The following is a 17,763-nucleotide window of genomic DNA, read 5'->3' as shown; positions in this document are numbered from 1 at the left end:
CCGCGAATGGTGTCGTCGTCGAGGTAGAGAAACTCGGCAATGGCCTGGCACGACTTCCCGTCATCCAGCAACAGGATCGCATTGGCACGACGCGCAACGCCATGATCCTCGCGCTGACTACGCACGCAAGCCTCAAGCTCGTGACGCTCTGAAGGGGGGAGAAAACCAGACCGGATCATGACCTTACATGAATCGGCGCACATATCGGCGTCAACCCATCAAATCTCGGATCTTCAGGGACTCCGGGTATAATGATCTGCTTGAGAATTCATTTCTCATACTGTAATATTTAGTACGTAAATAAAGAATTTACAAAACATCAATTGGGGGGAGAATATGCGTAATAATATAATGGCTTTGGCCTGCGCTGTCATGGCCGGAGCCCTTGCGTTACCGGCTGCCGCATCGACCGTATCGGTCGTGGTTCCGGGATCTGCAAACCCCTATCTCGCCGGATTGCCTGACGGCACCACCGCCCTCACCGGGGATTCCGCGCCGGGGCAATCTCCGGTTCTGGTTTCCGGCCTTGGCATAATGGGCGGCGTAACCCTGACCTTTGCGGCGACCGGGCAGGTTTCGTTGGGTCTCGGGCTGGGCCCCGATCCTGACGGCGGGTCGCCGATTGGCCATCAGAGAGGGGAAGAGAACGGGTTTTCGGCTGTTACCATGCCCAGGGTGTCGCTGCTGGGCGTTTTCCTGGACGATATGTTGCCGACAACGACAGCCGCGCCTGCGGCGCTGAATTTCAGCCCGCCCGGCAGTCGGAATTATCTGACCCTGTCACCGCTGCTGAAGCAGATTTTCTTCATCGGCGACGGGGCTGCCGATGACGGAACGGTTCAGCAGATCGTAGCCCCTGCGGGGGCAAGCCGTCTTTATCTGGGGACAATGGATAGTTATGGATGGTATAATAACACCGGTCAATTCAACGTCGATATAAGCATGGACCCGATTGCCCCCGCGACGATCCCGCTGCCTGCCGGGCTGCTGCTGTTGCTTGGCGGGCTTGGCACCATGGGGTTGCTTCGCCGCAGCTAGGCGCGGGTCAATCGCGGTCCTGCAACAGGCGAAAGCGCTGGATCTTGCCGCTTTCAGTTTTCGGCAGGGCGTCGGTAAAGACCACCCGGCGGGGGTATTTGAACGGTGCGATCACCGATTTGACGTGATTTTGCAACAGTTTGACGGTGCTGGCATTGGCTTCGGCACCGTCGCGCAGGACGACATGCGCCTCGACGATCTGACCGCGCTCGGGGTCGGGCGCGCCGACCACCGCGCATTCCAGCACATCGGGATAGGATAACAGCGCGGCCTCGACCTCGGGGCCGGCGATGTTATAGCCGGCGGACAGGATGATCCCGTCGGTGCGGGCGGCAAAGTGGAAATAGCCGTCCTCGTCCTGCGTGAACGTGTCTCCTGTCAGGTTCCAGCCGTCCAGCACATAGGCGCGCTGCTTGTCCGGGTCGGACATATAGCGGCAGCCCACCGGCCCGCGCACCGCCAGACGCCCGCTTTCGCCGCGCGGCAGTTCCTGACCATCCGGGCCGACGATCTTTGCCTCGTACCCGGTGAGCGGGCGCCCCGTGCACGAGGGGCGGCTGTCGCCGAAGCGGTTGCTGATAAAGATATGCAGCATCTCGGTCGCGCCGATTCCGTCCAGCATCGGCTTGCCCGTCCGGGCCATCCAGTCGTCATAGACCGGCCCGGGCAGCGTTTCGCCCGCCGACACCGCCACGCGCAGGCTGGACAGATCCGCGCCCTCTTCCATCGCGGCGATCATCACGCGATAGGCGGTCGGCGCGGTGAAACAGATCGTGGCGCGGTGTTTCTGGATGATCTCGACCATGTTTGGCGGTGAGGCGTTTTCCAGCAGCGCGGCCGAGGCCCCGAAGCGCAGCGGAAAGATCGCCAGCCCGCCCAGTCCGAAGGTAAAGGCCAGAGGCGGCGATCCGACAAAGATGTCATCGGGCTGCACGTTCAGAACCTCTTTGGCATAGGCGTCGGCGATGATCAGCAGGTCGCGGTGGAAATGCATCGTCGCCTTGGGCTCGCCCGTGGTGCCCGAGGTGAAGCCCAGCAATGCCACATCGTCGCGCCCGGTCCGCACGGCGTCGAACTGCACCGGCTGGGTCAGCGCGTCGCGGTCCAGTTCGGCGTCGTGGTTCGCGGTCCCGTCGAAACCGACCACCGTATCCAGATGACGGCTGTCGCCTGCGACCAGCGCCAGCTCGTCCATCAGCCGGGTGTCGCAAAGCGCGTGGCTGATCTGCGCCTTGTCCACGATCTTGGCCAGCTCGCCCGCGCGCAGCATCGGCATGGTGTTGACGACCACCGCCCCCGCCTTGGTTGCCGCCAGCCAGCAGGCCACCATCGCCGGATTGTTTGCCGAACGGATCATCACCCGGTTGCCGGGCTTGACCCCATAGACCTGCACAAGCGCGTTGGCGATGCGGTTGGTCCAGTCGGACAGTTCCTTGTAGGTACGCATCCGGCCGTTGCCGATCAGCGCAGGCCGGTCGCCAAAGCCCCTTTCGACCATGCGGTCGGTCAGTTCCACCGCCGCGTTCAGATATTCGGGGTAGGAGAAACTGCCCAGCTTCAGTTCCGGCCACAGGTCGGGCGGCGGCAGGTTGTCGCGCGTGAAGGTATCGACATGTGCCGACGGTCCCAGTGGTTGATTTGTCGTCATTCTTACCCCCTGTCGATGCGGCTTTTTCGCCTTATTCCGGTATCACTGCCGTGGCCTCGATTTCCACCTTGGCGCGATCCTCGACCAAGGCTGCGACCTGAACCAGCGCCATTGCCGGATAGGTGCTGCCGATGGCATTGCGATAGGCGCGGCCAACCTGTTTCAGCGCGGCAAGATATTCGTGCTTGTCCGTCACATACCATGTCAGCCGGACCAGATGCTCGGGCCGCGCCCCCGCCTCGGCCAGAATCGCGACGATGGATTTCAGCGCCGTCTCGACCTGTTCCGCGAAATCGTCGGTCTCGAATTCCTGCTGGTCGTTCCAGCCGATGATTCCGCCGGTGAACACCATCCGTCCCGATGCGGCGATGCCGTTCGAATAACCCGGCGTCGCCTTCCAGTTCCGGGGGTGCAGGATCTCATGAACCATCGCTTTGCTCCTTGAATGCGGTCATTTTCTCGCGGATTTCCTGCGGCCATGGCAGGGCCTTGCCGCCCGGCCCGACCCAGACGATGGTCAGCACCACCTGCAACCGCTGCTGGCCGTCACCCTCGGCGCGCAGCAGCAGCGCCGCGCTGGAGGTGCCGATGCGATCGATCCGCAGCGTGAAATCCAGAATGTCGCCCAGACGCGAGGGGGCCTGAAATTCCGCCTCGATACGGACGGTCGGCACGCCGGTGCTTTCTTCCAGATGCATCCGCCGGAAGGGATAGCCCATCGCTTCGGCAAAGAAATTCTCGACGACGGAATTCGTCATCTCGAAATAGCGAGGATAAAAGACGATCCCCGCCGGATCGCAGTGATTGAACTCGACCTGAACCTTGCGGTGATACAACATCGCGGCCTCAGTCATTTGCCTCGGGCGGCAGGAAATCGACATCGTGCCTTGCCGACACCGCGACGATTTCCGCCACATCGGTCATCTCGTGCAGGGCCTCGAACAGCGCCTCAAGCTTGCCTGCGGGCGAGACCCAGAACATCGCCCGCGCCGGTTTTTCGGATTTGTTGAAATAGCCATGCGGCACGCCGCGCGGCATGCGCACCAGATCGCCGGCCCGTGCCGTCATCCATTTGCCGTCAAGTTTCAGCTCAAGCTGGCCTTCCTGCACAAGGATGAACTCGTCCTGCGTGGGGTGGATATGGACCGGCACATGCTGGCCGGGTTCGCTGTTCGTCTCGAACGCATAGGTGTCGTCGCTGCTGGCTTTGGGGAAATAACGCTGCCCCAGAATGTTCAGCATGCGCCCGTGATAGGCCTCGCCGTTGCGGGTGATCCCGCCTTCCAGTTTACGTGTCATGGCTTTTCCCGGTTTCCGATGGTGTCCAGAACGCTGCGCGCGATGACCAGACGCTGCACGTCGCTGGCCCCCTCATAGATGCGCAGCGCGCGGATGTCGCGATACAGGCTTTCGACCGGCACGCCATGGCGCACGCCGTCGCCGCCATGCAGTTGCACGGCCATGTCAATCACCTCTTGCGCGGCCTCGGTGGCGTAAAGCTTGGCCATCGCAGCCTCGCGGCTGACACGGGGGGCGCCCTGATCCTTGGTCCAGGCGGCGCGATAGACCAGCAGCGCGGCGGCGTCGATCTTTAGCGCCATGTCAGCCAGATGCCCCTGCACCATCTGCAGGGATGCCAACGGCGCGCCCTGCACCTTGCGGTTCGCGGTGCGGGTCAGCGCCTCGTCCAGCGCACGCCGCGCCATGCCCAAAGCCGCCGCGCCCACGGTGGAACGGAACACGTCCAGCACCGACATGGCCAGCTTGAACCCCTGCCCCGGCGCGCCAATCAGCGCGCTGTCGGGCAGAAACGCGCCCTCCATCCGCAGCGTGGCAAGGGGATGGGGGGCAATCACCTCGATCCGTTCGGCGATGGACAGGCCGTCGGTCGCGGCGGGCATCAGAAAGGCCGACAGCCCGCGCGCGCCTGCGGCCTCGCCGGTGCGGGCAAAGACCACATACAGATCGGCGATGCCGCCGTTCGAGATATAGGTTTTCGCGCCCGTCAGCCGGTATCCGCCATCCACCTTTTCCGCCGTGGTCGCCGTGTTGGCCACGTCCGAGCCCGAACCTGGCTCGGTCAGTGCAAAGGCCGAAATCGCCGTGCCCGCGCGCGTCCGGGTCAGCCATTCGCGCTGTTCCGGCGTGCCGAACAGGCTGATTGCGCCCATCCCCAGCCCCTGCATGGCAAAGGCGAAATCGGCCAGCGCGTCGTGGCGGGCCAGCGTCTCGCGGATCAGGCACAGGCTGCGCACATCCAGCGCCTCGCCGGTATCGGCACCCGAATGGCGCAGGAACCCGGCCTTGCCCAGCCCCGCGACCAGCCCCCGGCAGGCGGCGTCCACATCGCCGTGATCGACCGGCAGGTTCGCCGCGCACCAATCCTCCAGCGCGGCGGACAGTTCGCGGTGGCGGTCCTCGAAAAAGGGCCAGTTCAGAAAGGTTTGATCGCTCATCCCGGCTTTCCCTCAATCGCCTTGAAACACAGGTTTTTCCTTACCGACAAAGGCATGATAGGCGCGTTCGAAATCGCGGGTCTGCATGCAGATCGCCTGCGCCTGCGCCTCGGCCTCGATGGCCTGTTCCAGCCCCATGTTCCATTCCTGGTTAAGCTGGGTCTTGGTGATGCCATGCGCAAAGGTCGGCCCCGCCGCGATGCGCGCGGCCAGCCTGGCGGCCTCGGCGTCCAGAGCATCGGGGGCGTGGATGGCGTTCCAGAACCCCCAGGCCGCGCCCTCGTCTGCGTTCATGACGCGGCCGGTATACAGCAGTTCCGCGGCACGGCCCTGACCGATGATGCGCGGCAGCATGGCGCAGGCGCCCATGTCGCAACCCGCAAGGCCCACGCGCGTGAACAGGAAGGCGCATTTCGCATCCGGCGTCGCCAGCCGCAGATCCGAGGCCATGGCGACAATCGCCCCCGCGCCGACGCAGATGCCATCCACCGCCGCAATCACAGGCTTGCCGCAGCCAATCATCGCCTTGACCAGATCGCCGGTCATGCGCGTAAAGGCCAGCAGGCCCTTCATATCCATGCCGACCAGCGGGCCGATGATGTCATGCACATCCCCGCCCGAACAGAAATTCCCGCCATTCGAGGCAAAGACCACCACGTCGATATCATCGGCATAGGTCAGCGCGCGGAATGTGTCGCGCAGCTCGGCATAGCTGTCGAAGGTCAGGGGGTTCTTGCGGTCGGGGCGGTCCAGACGGATCGTCGCCACACGCTCGTTCACCTGCCACAGGAAATGCTTGGGTTGGATCGCGGCCATCTGGGTCATGTCATTCGCGCCTTTCGTATCAGATAAATCACTGTACCGCCGGTTCTGTCAGACCTCGCCCCCGGCGATGGCGATGGCCTGTCCGTTGATCGCATCCGATCCCGCGCCGCACAACCACAGCGCAGCGGCACTGACCTCGGCCGGTTGCACCAGACGGCCCTGCGGATTGCTCTGCGTCAGCGCTGCCAGCGCCTGATCGTGGCTTGCGCCGGTCTTGCCGATGATATTGGCGATGGATCTTTCGGTCATTTCGGTATCCAGAAAGCCGGGGCACAGCGCATTGACCGTCACGGGTTTTTTCGCGACCTCCAGCGCAAGGCTGCGGACCATGCCGATCACGCCATGCTTGGCCGCCGCATAGGGCGCGACATAGCGATAGCCCTTCAGCCCGGCGGTCGAGGCCACCGCGATCAACCGCCCCCAGCCGGTCATCTGCGCCAGCCCCTCGCGGAAGGTCAGGAAAGTGCCGGTCAGGTTCGCTGCGATCATGCGGTTCCAGTGGTCCAGCCCGACCTTGCCAAAGGGCGCGCTGTCAGATGCCCCCGCATTCGCGATCACCACATCGCAAGGACCGGCCTCGGTGAACATCGCGCGGATGCTGGCCTCATCGGTCACATCGGCCTGAACCGCCCGCGCGTCGGGCAGATCGCCCGCCACGCGCAGCAAGGGTTCCAGCCGGCGCCCGGCGACCACGATCCGCGCGCCCTGCGCCGCAAAGGCGCGGGCCAGATCGGCACCGACGCCGGTGCCGCCGCCGGTGACAAGAACCTGCCTGCCTGTCAGGGTCATACCCGGATCGCCTCTTGCTGGCGTTCGCGCAGACGGAACAGCAGGTCGCGCCCGCCGGTATAGGGCGCGGGCCATTCGCTGGCCGTGTCGCCCTGTTCAACGGCGGCATGCAGCGTCCAGAAGGGATCGGCCAGATGCTGGCGCGCCAGACAGACCAGATCGGCCCGGCCCGCCATCAGGATGCCGTTCACCTGATCGAAATCGCTGATATTGCCGACCGTCATCGTCGGGATATGCGCCTCGTTTCGGATCCGGTCGCTGAACGGCGTCTGGAACATCCGGCCATAGACCGGCTTTTCCGCCGGGTCGGTCTGCCCGGATGAAACGTCGATGATGTCGGCCCCCGCCTCGTGGAAGGCGCGGGCAATCAGCACGGCCTCGTCCGGGGTGACACCGCCCTCGATCCAGTCATGGGCCGAGATGCGGACCGACAGCGGCCTGTCCTCGGGCCATACGGCACGCATCGCGCGCAACACCTCCAGCGGATAGCGCAGGCGGTTTTCCAGACTGCCGCCATAATCGTCGGTCCGCCGGTTGGTCACGGGGGAGACGAACCCGCCCAGAAGATAGCCATGGGCGGCGTGCATCTCGACCATGTCGGCACCGGACCGCGCGGCCATTTCGGTCGCCGCGACGAACTGATCGCGCACCATGTCCATATCGGCGCGGGTCATTTCGCGCGGTACGTCATTGTCGGGTTTGTAGCGCAGCGCCGAGGGCGCCAGCACCGGCCATGCGCCTGCCTTCAGCGGCGCATCGATCCCGCCATCCCACGGCACGCAGGTCGAGCCCTTGCGCCCCGAATGCCCGATCTGCATGCAGAATTTCGCCGTGGTTTCGGTGTGAATGAAATCGGCGATGCGTTTCCACGCGGTTTCATGTTCGGGCGAGTACAGCCCCGGACAGCCCGGCGTGATCCGCCCCTCGGGCGATACGCAGGTCATTTCGGTATAGATCAGCGCCGCGCCGCCCACCGCACGCGAGGTGTAATGCATGAAATGCCAGTCGGTCGGGCAGCCATCCACCGCCTTGTATTGCGCCATGGGTGACATGACGATGCGGTTCTTCAGCTCCATCCCGCGCAGCTTGAAGGGGGCAAACATCGGGCGGCGGCCAACCTGCCCGCCCTCTTGCCGCATGAACCAGGCCTCGGCCTGTTCCAGCCAGGCCTTGTCGCGCAGGCGCAGGTTTTCATGGCTGATCCGCTGGCTGCGGGTCAGCAGCGAATAGGCGAAACGGACCGGCGGCATGTCCAGATAGCGTTCGACCTCTTCGAACCACTCCAGACTGTTGCGCGCTGCCGATTGCAGGCGCAGCACCTCCAGCCGGCGCTCTTCCTGATAGCGGATGAAAGCCTGTTCCAAGGTCGGCTCGGAATGCAGGTAATCGGCCAGGGCGATCGCGCTGTCAAAGGCCAGCCGCGAGCCGGACCCGATCGAGAAATGCCCCGTCGCCGCCGAATCGCCGATCAGCACCACGTTCTCGTGATACCATTTTTCGCAAATCACCCGCGGGAACTGCATCCACACTGCGGAACCGCGCAGATGCGCCGCGTTCGACATCAGGTCGTTGCCGTCCAGATGCCGCTCAAAGATCTTGCGGCAGGTCTCGACGATTTCCTCTTTGGACATCGTTTCGAAACCCCATTTGTCCCATGTCTCGGGCAGGGTCTCGACGATGAAGGTCGCCGTTTCGTCGTCGAACTGATAGACATGCGCCCACATCCAGCCATGTTCGGTCTTTTCGAAAATGAAGGTGAATGCGTCGTTGAATTTCTGATGCGTGCCCAGCCAGATGAACTTGCATTTGCGCACGTCGATGTCAGGCTTGAAATCGCCCTCGTATTCCTTGCGCACCAGCGAGTTGATGCCGTCGGTCCCGACCACCAGATCGTAATCCTTGCGGTATTCCTCGGCCGACCTGAACTCGGTTTCGAATTGCAGGTTCACGCCCAGTTCGCGTGCGCGCGCCTGCAACAGGATCAGCATCTGCTTGCGCCCGATCCCCGCGAAACCATGCCCGCCCGAAACCTCGCGATGGCCGTCATGGACCACGGCAATATCGTCCCAATAGGCGAAATGGCTGCGGATCGCGTCGGTCGATTCGGGGTCGTTCTTCTGCATCCGCTCAAGCGCGTCATCCGACAGCACGACGCCCCAGCCAAAGGTGTCGTTCGCCTTGTTCCGTTCCAGCACCGTGACGTCATGGGACGGATCGCGCAGTTTCATCGAAATGGCGAAATAGAGGCCCGCCGGACCGCCACCCAGGCACAGGATCTTCATGATCGACTCCTCTGATTCTCAACCTTTCGCCGAGACTGGCACAGATGGCAGATTATTCAAGGTCAAAAATTTCATGTTCAAAATTATTTTCGTGACAAACCCCCGCCCCGATTGCTGAACCGGGGCATGCGACTTGTCAACCTTGCACGTCCGGTCTTTCCATCGCCCGCCCGACCAGCGCCCCCAGCCAGCCGATGCCGGGATCCGAGGCGAATTGACCGTGAACCCAGATCTTCACCTCGTAGGACGGGATCGGGAAAGGCAGATCGCGGATGGCCAGCCCGTCGCGGCCCTGCATCAGCTCAAAGACGGAACGGGGAAAGATCGCTGCGTAATCGGTGCGGCGGACGATTTCGGGCAGGACGGTGAAATGTTCCAGCCGCGCCTTGATCGGATAGGGCACGCCCTGCTGTTCCAGCAGGTCGCGGGCCATGCGGTGGCCGGTGGCGGCGCGGCCTACATCCAGAAAGGACAACCGGCCAAAGGCCTCGCGGCTCCAGTCTCGGGCCAGCGCCGGATGGCCCGCACGCAGCAGACAGACCAGCCGGTCGGTCAGCAGAACCGTACCCCGGCAGGCACCGTTTTCCAGTTGCGGCTGATAGCCGATGGCCATGTCCACCTGCCCGGATCGCAGCGCGGCCTCGACCTCGGCGGGGTCGGCGCGCACCGTATGCAGCGCGGCCTGCGGTGCCTCGCGCTCCATCGCGGCCAGCAGCCGGGGCAGGATCACGAATTCGCCGGTATCGGTCATGGCGACGCGGAACACCCGCCCGGTTCCCGCCGGGTCAAAGCTGTTCGCCGTCCGGACCGAGCCACCCAGCAGCCGCAGCGCCTCGTGGAACGAGGCGTGCAGCGCGGTGGCGGTCTCGGTCGGTTCCATCCGGTGCCCGACACGGACGAAAAGCGGGTCGTCAAAGGTTTCGCGCAGACGTTTCAGCCCGTGGCTGATGGCGGGCTGTGTCAGGCCAAGGCTGATGCCCGCGCCGGTCAGCGACCGCGCCTCCCAGATCGCCAGAAACACCTTGACCAGATTCAGATCAAAGCGCCGTAACGCATTCAGATCCATCAGGGATAGCCGGCCGGCGCCTCCAGCCCGCACAGGATCCTGCCGCCGCCATCCCAGATCGTGTCGGCGATGGCCGCATGCTGGGTCGTGACCATCGCGTCGCGCAGGTGGCGCTGCATGGGATTGCCCTTCTGGATCACGCCCATCCCGGCGATGCGGTAACATTCCTGCACGATGCCCGCGCCTTCCTGCGCTGCCAGCGTGGCACTGAGGCGCAGCATGTTGTTCTGGTCCTGCGACACCGGATCGCCCGCCAGCAGCGAATCCCACGCCTGCTCTGCCGCTTCATAGAAAAAGGCGCGGGCAGCGCGCAGCCGCGCTTCGGATTTCGCAATCCCGGTCAGGTAATAGCCGCGGTCGCACAGCCGCGAATGCCCGACCGCGATCTTGGCCGCGCCCGAAACCGATTTCGCCTGCTCGATTGCGGCGCGGGCCAGCCCCAGATTGCAGGCGGCATGAACCTGCGCCTGATAGGCCATTGACGGATAACGATACAGCGGATCGTCGAAAATGCCCGGCGCGCCGCGTTCGCAGATCCACATGTCGGGATAGAACTTGTCGGTGACGGTGGTGTCGTGACTGCCGGTGCCCTGCATGCCGCTGACATCCCATACCTCAAGGATTTCGACCTCATGGGCGGGGGCGACGGCCATCATGACATCCGGCACCGCATCCGCCGGGGCACCCGGCTTGCGGCCCGCGATGCCGACTCCGATCCAGTCGGCGCCCATGCAGCCCGAGGCGAATTTCCAGCGCCCCGACACGCGAAAGCCGCCCTCGACCCGCACCGCCTCGGCCACAGGATGCAGACCGCCGGCAAAGACCTGATCGGGCCCGTCGGCATACATGATCTCCTGCGCCTCGACCGACAGCGCGGCGGTATAGGTATTGGCCGATCCAAAGGCCGAAATCCACGCGGCCGAGCCATCGACCGTTCCAATTCTGTCCACCATCTTCAGGAAATGATGCGGCGCCATGGCGTCCCCGCCGAACCGCGTCGGCGTGGCGGAACGAAAGATCCGGGCCTTTTTCATCAGGCCGACGATGTCGCGCGGAATATGGCGCAGGGTTTCGAATTCGTCGCGGCGTTCGGCGATGACCTGCAACATGTGCAGAAATTCGGGGGTCTCGGTCAGGCGGGAATGATCCACCGGCGCCGTAACGCTGATCTTGCTGGCAGGCTGGTTCATGGGTCGCGCTCCGTTGCTGTCGGGTGACTTTCGGCGAAGATGTTTCATAATTCAAATTAATTATTAGAATATTAATCATTAATCACGCGAATGGAAAAGGACGCAGCCGCGCCGTGCCGCTGCGCCGCCGCAGGCTTTTGCAGGGGGTCCGGGGGGCGCACAGCCCCCCCGGCCATCGCGGGACGCAAAAACATCCGGCGGTGACGTCACGCCACGATCCCCGGCTGCACCGCATGGACGGATGACACCTCTGACAAGATTGCCTTGCCCGGTTTCAGCGGCTAGACCGGCCCCCGAATAATCAGGGATCCCCGATGGCCGCCAAGCTGACTTATCTCGAACCGGTCTCGTCGCGGCGGACGGTCGGGGATATGGTTTACCTCAAGCTGCGCGACGCGCTGACGGTCGGGCGGTTCGATCCCGATCAGGTGCTGACCATCGGAGCCATGTCCGAAGCGTTCCAGACCAGCCACATGCCCGTGCGCGAGGCCATGCGCCGCCTCACCGCCGAGGGTGCGCTAAGCGTCGCGGCCAGCGGTTCGGTCCGGGTTCCGGCGGTGAACCGCGCCCATCTGGACGACATCATCGAGGCCCGCGTCATGCTGGAACGGCGGGCGACCGAACGTGCGGTGGCGGCGATCACCGATGACGGGCTGCGCACGATCCGGCAGCAGGCGCAGGCGCATGCCGCCGCCGATCAGTCGGACATCCACGAAATGCTGCTGCGCAACCGCGATTTCCACTTTGCGATCTATCGCGCCTCTGGCTCGGATGTGCTGCCCGCGCTGATCGAATCGCTGTGGCTGCGTTATGGCCCTTATATGCGGCTTTTGTCGGACCGTGCCGCACCGGCCGGGGGCGGTCACAATCAGTATACGCGGGGTCACTTGACCATTGTCGAGGCGATCGGGCGCGGCGATGCCAGCGCCGCCGCCCAAGGGATCGAGGCGGATATTCGCGGCACGCAGGACCAGTTGCGCCGCGTGCTGGACGATCTTACCGACGTCTGAGCGCCGTCACCTCGATCTCGATCAGCATCTGGTCTTCGGCCAGTGTCACGATAACGGTGGTGTTGGTCGGGCGCGGGTCGCTGAAGGTTTCGCCAAGGATGCGGGAAGCGGGCAGTATGTCCTCGCGCCGGGTCAGAAAGACGCGGAGGCGAACGATGTCGGACAGCCCTGCCCCCGCCTGTTCCAGCGCCCATGCGATATTCCTCAGCGCCTGCCGGGTTTGCGCCTCGATCCCGTCCGGGACTTGGCCGGTGGCGAAATCGTATCCGACCGTGCCCGAGACGAAGATGAAATCGCCATCCACGACAGCGCGGCTGTAGCCGGCCATATCCTCGAATTTGGAACCGGATGAGATGGTCGTGCGGGTGGGCGCGGGCATGGGGTTTCCTTCGGGTTCAAAATTGTCTTGCGCATTTGATCAAAGATTTGCTAGGAAAATGCAAGCCCTCACACGATCCGGATCTCATATGCCCCAGCTTGCCCGCCGCATCACCCATACATCGAAGAAAAGCTATGGCATGGTGGCGAAGGCGGCGGCGTTTCAGGGCGACGACCTGATCCATCTGGAACTGGGCAAGCCCTGTCACGACACGCCCGCGCATATCGTCGATGCCACGGTGGCAGCGCTGCGGCGGGGCGAGGTGCATTATTCCGACCTGCCCGGCCTGCATGAATTTCGCATGGCCATTGCCGCAAAGCTGCGCGATTACAACGGGATTCAGGCCGGTCCGGACGACGTTCTGGTCACGAACGGGCTGACCCAGGCATCCTTTGCGGCCTTCATGGCGCTGGTCGATCACGGGGATGAGGTGATCCTGCCCGAACCCTTCTATCCGCAGCATCTGGGCAAGATCGAGATGGCGGGCGGCACCCCCGTCACGGTGCCGCTGGACAGCGATTTTCGGCTGGACGCAGGGCGCATCGCCGCCGCGATCACACCCCGGACCAAGGCCATCGTGCTGGTCAATCCCTGCAACCCCACTGGCCGGGTCTACAGCCGCGACGAACTGGATGGCGTGGCCGATCTGGCGCGGCGGCACGATCTGTTCGTCATCGCGGACGAGGTTTACGACCATATCGTCTTTGATGCGGGCCAGCATGTCAGCATCGCGTCCCTGCCCGGCATGCACGACCGGACCGTGTCGATGTATGCCTTTACCAAGGCTTATGCGATGGATGGCTGGCGGCTGGGTTATCTGACGGCGGGGCCGTCGCTTTTGCCCGCGCTGGCCAAGATCGTCGCAACCGAGGTCACACATGTGAACACCTTCATCCAGCATGGCGGCATCGCGGCGCTGACCGGTCCGGCGCAGGTGCTGCGCGATCTGGTCGCCGACGATCAGGCCAAGCGGGATCTGGTCGTGGCGCGGCTGAACCAGATGCCCGGCATCGTCTGCCCGCGCGCTCAGGGCACGATCTATGCCTTTCCCGACATTTCGGGCACCGGCCTGACCAGCCAGCAGGCCGCCGACCGCCTGATGGCCGAGGCAGGGGTCGTCGTCGAATCCGGGGCCTTCTATGGCGCGGCAGGCGAAGGCCATCTGCGCGTCTGCTTCGGTTCGGAAAGCGACGAGAGGCTGACCCTTGCGATGGACAGGATGCAAAGATTTTTCAACGCGCTGTAGCCGGGCATAACAAGAACAGACCGGTTGCGGCTTCTTCACCAACAGAGAGGACCGACATGAAGATCCTTCGTCTTGCAACCGCGGCGCTGTTCATCTCAGCGACACTGGCTCGGGCGGAAACCGTCTGGGACATGCATATCAACTTTCCCGCGGGCAATTTCGACACGCAGAACGCCATGCGCTTTGCCGACGAGGTCAAGGCCGCGACCAATGGCGAGGTGGTGATCAACGTCATGGCCGGCGGTTCCCTTGGGCTGAAAGGCCCCGAGGTGATGGGGGCGTTGCGTGACGGCATCGTGCAGGTCGCGCATTTCCATCTGGATACGGCCGTGGGCGACGCGCCTTTTCTGGGTATTCAGGGCCTGCCCTACCTGACGCGGGGCTTTGCCGATGCCGCGCGGCTGGATGCGCTGGCCGCGCCTGTCTATGCCAGGATCGCCGAGGCAAACAACCAGCAGTTCCTTTATTCCGTCTTTTGGCCCGGCGCGCATCTTTATACCAGAAACCCGGTCGCGACGGTCGATGACCTGAAGTCGCAAAAGATCCGCACGGCCAACAAATCCAGCACCGATTTCTTCAACGCACTGGGTGCCTCGGCGGTGCTGATGCCGTGGTCGGACGCGCTGGTGGCGCTGGCATCGGGCGGGCTGGACGGAATCGCCACCTCGGCCACATCCGGCGTCGATGGCAAGTTCTGGGAATTCATGGGCGCGATCAACACGATCAGCTATCTGAACCCGACCGCCGTGGTTGCCGTCAATCTGGACGCGCTGAACGCCCTGCCGCCCGAACACAGGCAGGCCGTTCTGGACGTGGCCGCGCGTCTGCAACCCGAATTTCGTGCCGCCGCCGAAACCGAGGATGCCAGCCGCCTGAAGGAACTGGCCGGGGCGGGGATGAATGTCAGCGAACCGGGCCCCGAATTTTCCGCCGCGCTGGAAGAGGCGGCAAAATCGCAATGGGATGATTTCGCCGCCAGCGCGGGCGATGACGCGCGGCAGGTGCTTGACGCCTATCTGGCCCAGTGACGCGATGACCCGCAAGGCCCTGACCCATGCCGTCGCGCGCGGCATGGGGATGCTTGGCACGGCGGCGGCGGGGCTGTCCGTCACGCTGCTGGCGTTGATCTTTCTGACCCTGATCGCCGAGTTGGTGTCGCGCAACCTTCTGGGCCATTCGCTTGCCGGAAGCTGGGAACTGGCCGCCTATATGATGGCGGCGATGTTCTGTCTGGCGCTGACGCCCGCGCTGCTGGCGGACACGCATGTGCGGGTGCGGCTGCTGGCCTCGGCCCTGCCGCCCCGCGCGCTGTGGCTGGCCGAGGCGGCGGTTCTGGTCATCGCGATTTCCGTGACCGCCTATGCGGCGCGGGCGCTGGCCAATCTGGCGCTGACGTCGCTGGCGCGGGGGACGAAATCCTGGGAACTGGCCATGCCGATGGCCATTCCACAAGCCGCTGTCGCGTTGGGTATGGCGCTGTTCTGCCTTGGCTTTCTGGGCCGGTTCCTGCTGCTGATGCTGGACCCGGCCCGCATGCCGGAGGATGCCTGATGTCCGTCATCATCGCCTCGCTGGTCGGCCTGTTCTTCCTGTTGCTGGCGGGCGGTGTCTGGATCGGCATTTCGATGATCGCCACTGGCATCGCCGGGCTGGAGCTGTTTCGCAACATGCCCGTGGACAGGGTGCTGGGGCAAAGCCTGTTCAACACCCTGTCCTCGACCGAGCTTCTGGCCCTGCCGCTGTTCATCCTGATGGCCGAACTGCTGTTCCGCACCCGGATGTCCGAAAACATGTTCAACGGACTTGCGCCCTGGACAGGCTGGCTGCCGGGCCGCCTGCTGCATATCAACATCATCGCCTCGACCCTGTTCGCGGCGGTCAGCGGTTCCTCGGCTGCGACGGCGACGACGGTGGGGCGCATCACCCTGACGGAACTGGACAAGCGCGGCTATGACCGCCAGATCGCCATCGGATCGCTGGCCGGGGCCAGCACTATCGGTTTCCTGATCCCGCCCAGCCTGCCGATGATCATCTATGGCGTTCTGGCCGAGGTCTCGATCCTGAAACTGTTCATCGCGGGAATTGTGCCGGGGCTGTTGCTGGCCTGCGGTTTCAGCCTGATGACCATGCTGCTGGTCCGGCTGCGCGGCGGAGACCGGGCGGGTGCCGAGCGTTACACCACCCGCGACCGCCGGAACAGCATCCGCAGGCTGGGGCCGGTCACAGCGCTGATCGTGATGCTGATCACCGCGCTTTACAGCGGCTTTGCCAGCCCGACCGAGGCCGCCGCCATCGGCGTCGCGGGCGCGCTGCTGATCGCGGCGCTGACGCGGGATCTGTCGCTGGCGGCGCTGCGCGATGCCGGGCTGGCAACGATCCGCACCTCGGCCATGCTGGCCCTGATCACCGGCGGAGGCGCCTTCCTGTCCGTCGCCTTCAACTATCTGGGCGTGCCGACGCATGTGGTCGGGCTGGTAAACGCCGCCGACCTGTCGCCCACCGCGATCATCCTGACCTTTCTGGTGGTCTATCTGATCCTTGGCGCGGTGCTGGACGGAATGTCGATGATCATCGTGACCCTTCCCGTCACCCTGCCCGCCGTGGTCGCGGCTGGCTGGGATCCGCTGTGGTTCGGAATCTTTCTGGTTGTCACCATCGAGATGGCGCAACTGACCCCGCCCATCGGCTTCAACCTGTTCGTCGTGCAGGGCGTCACGGGCGAATCCATCGCCTGCATCACCCGTGCCGCCGCCCCCTATTTCGCGGTTCTGGTGGTGCTGATCTTGCTGATGATCGCCTTTCCGGGCCTGATCCTGTGGTTGCCGGGCAGCATGTGACCAAGGGGGCATGACCCGGTTGAGGCCGCTGACCCGGCCTGACCGCAGGTTTGGTCGGCACCCGCCGGGCACAGTGCCGGACGCTTTCCCATGACATCACCGCCGCAGATTTGCGTCCCGCGATGGCCGGGGGGGGCTGTGCGCCCCCCGGACCCCCTGCAAAAGCCTGCGGCGAAGCGCGGTTTTTGCTGCGCCGTCCGCCTTTTTTGCCCCCGGCCACCGCCCTTGCCAGACCGGGATGGCGTGCCGCGCCCCGCACCGCATGGAACATGCGTTCCGATTGCCGCTGCGGGAAGCGGGGGGGCCGGGGGGTGCAACGCCCCCGGCCATCGCGGGACGCAAATCATCCGGCGGTGACATCACGCGACGCTAGCCGGCACGACATCCCGCGCCGCTACCTATCGCGCCACGCCCCGCCTGAACCGCCGTTCCAGCCTGCCCGTCAGCCGCACCATCGGCCACAGCAGCGCGACATAGATCAGCGCCGCCAGCAGCAGCGGCGTCGGGCTGGCGAACAGGGCCTGCGCGTCGGTTGCCTGTTTCAGCATGTCGTTCATCGCCACGACCGAGGCCAGCGAGGTGTCCTTCATGATCGACACCGCATAAGAGGCCAGCGGTGGGATCATCATCCGGAACGCCTGAGGCAGGATCACAAGGCGCATGGCGGTGACGAAGCGCAGGCCAAGTGCCTCGCAAGCTTCGAACTGGCCCTTTGGCACCGCCTCGATCCCGGCGCGCACGACCTCGGCGGTATATGCGCCCAGCACCATCGACAGGGCGATGGTTGCCGCGACAAAGGACGAAAAGACGATCCCGGCGAAGGGCAGCGCGTAATAGACAAGGATCAGCACCACCAGCACCGGGATGGCGCGCAGCATGTCGATATACAACACCGCCAGCAGCCGCAGCGGTTTCGGACCGTAAAGGCGCAGCAGGCAAAACAGAACGCCCAGAAAGCCGCCAAAAACGATCGCCGCGCCCCCCAGCAGAACGGTAT

The 17,763-nt window shown here is 64.3% G+C and carries 18 protein-coding genes; 6 read left to right on the top strand and 12 right to left on the bottom strand.

Translation table 11 applies throughout. From position 1 onward, the window contains the following. Positions 1-336: 336 nt before the first annotated feature. Positions 337-1,038, top strand: a complete 702-nt coding sequence (locus tag ACK5L9_RS24315) for a hypothetical protein (protein ID WP_416914036.1) — start codon at positions 337-339, stop codon at positions 1,036-1,038. A 7-nt stretch (positions 1,039-1,045) separates the two neighbouring features. On the opposite strand, the gene ACK5L9_RS24310 is transcribed toward ACK5L9_RS24315, so the two are convergent. The 10 genes from ACK5L9_RS24310 to ACK5L9_RS24265 all read right to left on the bottom strand — a co-directional run bounded on the left by ACK5L9_RS24310 (position 1,046) and on the right by ACK5L9_RS24265 (position 11,294). Further along, positions 1,046-2,686 carry an AMP-binding protein gene (locus ACK5L9_RS24310; protein ID WP_416914035.1) on the bottom strand — a complete coding sequence of 547 codons (1,641 nt, stop codon included), beginning with the start codon at positions 2,684-2,686 and terminating at the stop codon, positions 1,046-1,048. Between the two features lie 31 nt (positions 2,687-2,717). After that, entirely contained in the window at positions 2,718-3,116 is a 399-nt protein-coding gene (locus ACK5L9_RS24305) for a RidA family protein (RefSeq protein WP_416914034.1), read from the bottom strand. Then, positions 3,106-3,525: an acyl-CoA thioesterase gene (locus ACK5L9_RS24300; RefSeq protein ID WP_416914033.1), complete on the bottom strand. Its 420-nt coding sequence runs from the start codon at positions 3,523-3,525 to the stop codon at positions 3,106-3,108. The genes ACK5L9_RS24305 and ACK5L9_RS24300 overlap by 11 nt, the downstream gene beginning before the upstream one ends. Before the next feature lie 7 nt (positions 3,526-3,532). Continuing rightward, positions 3,533-3,985 carry a cupin domain-containing protein gene (locus ACK5L9_RS24295; protein WP_416914032.1) on the bottom strand — a complete coding sequence of 151 codons (453 nt, stop codon included), beginning with the start codon at positions 3,983-3,985 and terminating at the stop codon, positions 3,533-3,535. Beyond that, a complete protein-coding gene (locus ACK5L9_RS24290) occupies positions 3,982-5,142 on the bottom strand; it encodes an acyl-CoA dehydrogenase family protein (protein WP_416914031.1) in 1,161 nt (386 codons plus the stop codon). The genes ACK5L9_RS24295 and ACK5L9_RS24290 overlap by 4 nt, the downstream gene beginning before the upstream one ends. 12 nt (positions 5,143-5,154) lie before the next feature. Beyond that, complete coding sequence (locus ACK5L9_RS24285; protein WP_416914030.1) at positions 5,155-5,967, bottom strand: enoyl-CoA hydratase family protein; 813 nt, start codon at positions 5,965-5,967, stop codon at positions 5,155-5,157. A gap of 48 nt (positions 5,968-6,015) precedes the next feature. Then, on the bottom strand, positions 6,016-6,756 hold the full coding sequence (locus ACK5L9_RS24280) for an SDR family NAD(P)-dependent oxidoreductase (protein ID WP_416914029.1): 741 nt from the start codon (positions 6,754-6,756) through the stop codon (positions 6,016-6,018). Continuing rightward, the gene (locus ACK5L9_RS24275) at positions 6,753-9,038 is read right to left on the bottom strand and encodes a bifunctional salicylyl-CoA 5-hydroxylase/oxidoreductase (protein ID WP_416914028.1); all 2,286 of its coding nucleotides are present in this window, start codon (positions 9,036-9,038) and stop codon (positions 6,753-6,755) included. Before ACK5L9_RS24275 ends, ACK5L9_RS24280 begins: the two co-directional genes overlap by 4 nt. 136 nt (positions 9,039-9,174) lie before the next feature. Further along, positions 9,175-10,104 carry a LysR substrate-binding domain-containing protein gene (locus tag ACK5L9_RS24270; RefSeq protein WP_416914027.1) on the bottom strand — a complete coding sequence of 310 codons (930 nt, stop codon included), beginning with the start codon at positions 10,102-10,104 and terminating at the stop codon, positions 9,175-9,177. Next, positions 10,104-11,294, bottom strand: coding sequence for an acyl-CoA dehydrogenase family protein (locus ACK5L9_RS24265; protein WP_416914026.1), 1,191 nt, complete (start codon positions 11,292-11,294; stop codon positions 10,104-10,106). The genes ACK5L9_RS24270 and ACK5L9_RS24265 overlap by 1 nt, the downstream gene beginning before the upstream one ends. A gap of 314 nt (positions 11,295-11,608) precedes the next feature. On the opposite strand from ACK5L9_RS24265, the gene ACK5L9_RS24260 reads away from it, so the two are divergent. After that, the gene (locus ACK5L9_RS24260; RefSeq protein WP_416914025.1) at positions 11,609-12,304 is read left to right on the top strand and encodes a GntR family transcriptional regulator; all 696 of its coding nucleotides are present in this window, start codon (positions 11,609-11,611) and stop codon (positions 12,302-12,304) included. Here the strand turns inward: ACK5L9_RS24260 and ACK5L9_RS24255 are convergent. Further along, positions 12,291-12,683, bottom strand: coding sequence for a RidA family protein (locus tag ACK5L9_RS24255; protein WP_416914024.1), 393 nt, complete (start codon positions 12,681-12,683; stop codon positions 12,291-12,293). The genes ACK5L9_RS24260 and ACK5L9_RS24255 overlap by 14 nt on opposite strands. An 88-nt stretch (positions 12,684-12,771) precedes the next feature. On the opposite strand from ACK5L9_RS24255, the gene ACK5L9_RS24250 reads away from it, so the two are divergent. From ACK5L9_RS24250 to ACK5L9_RS24235, 4 genes are read left to right on the top strand one after another with little or no spacing between them, the layout of a single operon-like run. Next, positions 12,772-13,929: a pyridoxal phosphate-dependent aminotransferase gene (locus ACK5L9_RS24250; RefSeq protein ID WP_416914023.1), complete on the top strand. Its 1,158-nt coding sequence runs from the start codon at positions 12,772-12,774 to the stop codon at positions 13,927-13,929. Positions 13,930-13,985: 56 nt separating this feature from the next. After that, complete coding sequence (locus ACK5L9_RS24245) at positions 13,986-14,957, top strand: TRAP transporter substrate-binding protein (protein WP_416914021.1); 972 nt, start codon at positions 13,986-13,988, stop codon at positions 14,955-14,957. A gap of 4 nt (positions 14,958-14,961) precedes the next feature. Beyond that, the gene (locus tag ACK5L9_RS24240) at positions 14,962-15,480 is read left to right on the top strand and encodes a TRAP transporter small permease (protein WP_416914020.1); all 519 of its coding nucleotides are present in this window, start codon (positions 14,962-14,964) and stop codon (positions 15,478-15,480) included. After that, positions 15,480-16,766 (top strand): TRAP transporter large permease, encoded by a 1,287-nt coding sequence (locus ACK5L9_RS24235; RefSeq protein ID WP_416914019.1) that lies wholly within the window; start codon positions 15,480-15,482, stop codon positions 16,764-16,766. Before ACK5L9_RS24240 ends, ACK5L9_RS24235 begins: the two co-directional genes overlap by 1 nt. 398 nt (positions 16,767-17,164) lie before the next feature. On the opposite strand, the gene ACK5L9_RS24230 is transcribed toward ACK5L9_RS24235, so the two are convergent. Continuing rightward, a partial coding sequence (locus ACK5L9_RS24230) for an amino acid ABC transporter permease (protein WP_416914018.1) occupies positions 17,165-17,763 on the bottom strand: 599 nt, incomplete at its 5' end.

Source organism: Paracoccus sp. (in: a-proteobacteria), from assembly GCF_047973135.1.
Lineage (GTDB): Bacteria > Pseudomonadota > Alphaproteobacteria > Rhodobacterales > Rhodobacteraceae > Paracoccus.
Note: the sequence above shows the minus strand (reverse complement) of the source record. Positions and strands in the feature narration are given on the sequence as shown.